At 56.1% G+C, this 1,999-nt stretch carries 3 protein-coding genes; 2 read left to right on the forward strand and 1 reads right to left on the reverse strand.

Features of this window, described 5'->3' with window-relative positions:
• Positions 1 to 114: 114 nt before the first annotated feature.
• The gene (locus tag EN964_RS37950; RefSeq protein WP_164749064.1) at positions 115 to 369 is read right to left on the reverse strand and encodes a hypothetical protein; all 255 of its coding nucleotides are present in this window, start codon (positions 367 to 369) and stop codon (positions 115 to 117) included.
• A 79-nt stretch (positions 370 to 448) separates the two neighbouring features.
• On the opposite strand from EN964_RS37950, the gene EN964_RS38215 reads away from it, so the two are divergent.
• Together EN964_RS38215 and EN964_RS32920 are read left to right on the forward strand one after the other, a co-directional pair.
• A complete protein-coding gene (locus tag EN964_RS38215; RefSeq protein WP_236383438.1) occupies positions 449 to 790 on the forward strand; it encodes a hypothetical protein in 342 nt (113 codons plus the stop codon).
• A 141-nt stretch (positions 791 to 931) separates the two neighbouring features.
• Positions 932 to 1,999, forward strand: a 1,068-nt coding sequence (locus tag EN964_RS32920; protein ID WP_245490718.1) for an AAA family ATPase, incomplete at its 3' end; no start/stop codon positions are given.

Here is a 1,999-nt window from a genome sequence, read left to right on the forward strand (position 1 = left end):
AGACATAGCAGGTGCCTCGGTCTCTTTCTGCCTAGATCCATTCATAGCACGTTTGCTGGGGCCGTTCTCTCAAATTTCCCGCCTCTCCATCCGCGCCCTGAGTTGGCTGCCAGATCAGTTCGCTTTAGACGAGTTCCCGCTGTGGGCTACTGCCTCTACGCGCATCGTGTGGGCCATTGCGTTCCCCTCCTTGCGGCTTGCGCGGCGCGGCATAGAGCGCGCGTCAAGCTGGTCCTGAAGGCGACCGTTGAGGACCATCATTTCCTTGAGCGCCTTCATCACGTCGCCCCTGTGAACGGCAACGAACTTGTCGGCGACGGCTTGAAGGGCGGCTTCTTGTCGGCTGTCCAGCGTCACAATGTGGTCCATGTGAGCGTCTCCTAATGTCTCGATCGTTAGTGAACAAAAAGAGAACATAAATGTCAAGAGCGGATTGACCAAGCGAGGAATGAGTTCCTATTTTGGGGCTATGGCTGACACTGGTGGAAGACGAAGGCGCGGCGGCGAATGGAAGCTTGGCAATGCCCACGAGATTGGGCAGCTTGTGCTGGTCCGGTGCGGTCTGTGCAACGTCAAACGATGGTATCTGCCGAGTGATCTGAAGGAAATCTTCGGGGACATTGAAGCGGAATTGGTGGGAGGCAAAATGAGTTGCAAGCGGTGCGGCAAGAATGAGTACATGGATGCCGAAACACAAAATCCATCGGCCCGAGAAAGGCAGGGCATCAGGGTTACGCGGCTTGCAGAAATCAGGATGGTACGGCGAGTTGTCTGGCGGGATGAAGGCTGAGGGCCACAAAGCGTCCATTGGGCTTGATCACTTGGCGCGGCGTCCTTTCGTCTTGTACGGTGGGTCAAATAATCAAGAGATTGATCACCAATGCCTTTTAATTTCACGATCCCAAGTCCTACCAGCTCAATTCCCTTCGCCATGCTGCCAGGCACTTCCCTGATATTTGTCGGCTCAAACGGTGGAGGCAAGACGCGCCTCGCCGTGGAGATAGAGAATCAGCTCCAACTCCGGGCGCACCGTATTTCCGCGCACAGGGCGCTGACGCTAAATCCCGCTGTAGCCAAGATCACCGAGCGGAATGCGAAATTGGGCCTTCGAACAGGAAATTCCCGTACGGATGCGAACCTTGGGCATCGTGTTGGAAGCCGCTGGCGAGGCGACATGGCGACTGGACTCCTCAATGATTTCGACGTGCTACTGCAGGCCCTCTTTGCCGATCAGACCAACAAGACGCTGCAGACCCACCAGAGAGTCAGGGCCGGCGATGCAGGTGCGGCAGAGCCGACCAAGTTTGAGCTGTTGGCCGGCATCTGGCAGCGGCTACTGCCTCACCGCAGGCTTGTTATCTCCGGCGACGACATCCGTGTTCAAATCACAGGATCGCAGACGGAATATAACGCCAAGGACATGAGCGATGGCGAGCGGTCAGTGTTCTACATGATTGGTCAAGTTCTCGCCGCCGATCCCGACACGCTCCTTATCTTTGACGAGCCGGAGCTGCACGTTCATCGATCTATCATGGCCAAACTATGGGACGAGATGGAGGCTGCACGCCCCGATTGTGCCTTCATCTTCATTACACATGACCTCGAATTTGCCGCGTCACGGGTTGCCCAAAAGATTGTGATCCGGGACTACAATCCCAAGACCGGTTGGGTGATCGAACCGGTGCCAGAAGAAACCGGTTTCGATGAGCAGATTGCGACGCTCATCCTTGGGAGCCGTCGCCCGATTCTCTTCGTCGAAGGCGGCAGCACAAGTCTCGACACCGTCATATATCGCTGCTGCTATCCCGAGTGGACAGTCATCCCGCGCGGTTCATGCGAAGAAGTAATTCATTCAGTTGTAACAATGCGCGCTAACGCGGACCTTACACGAGTGACCTGTTCCGGGATCGTAGACGCCGATGACTATTCAGGGCCAGAAATTGCGAATCTGGCACGGCTCGGCGTCGCCGTCCTACCGGTTTCAGAGATCGAGAATGTC

Origin of the sequence: Mesorhizobium sp. M7A.F.Ca.CA.001.10.2.1, assembly GCF_003998575.1 — a bacterium.
GTDB lineage: Bacteria > Pseudomonadota > Alphaproteobacteria > Rhizobiales > Rhizobiaceae > Mesorhizobium.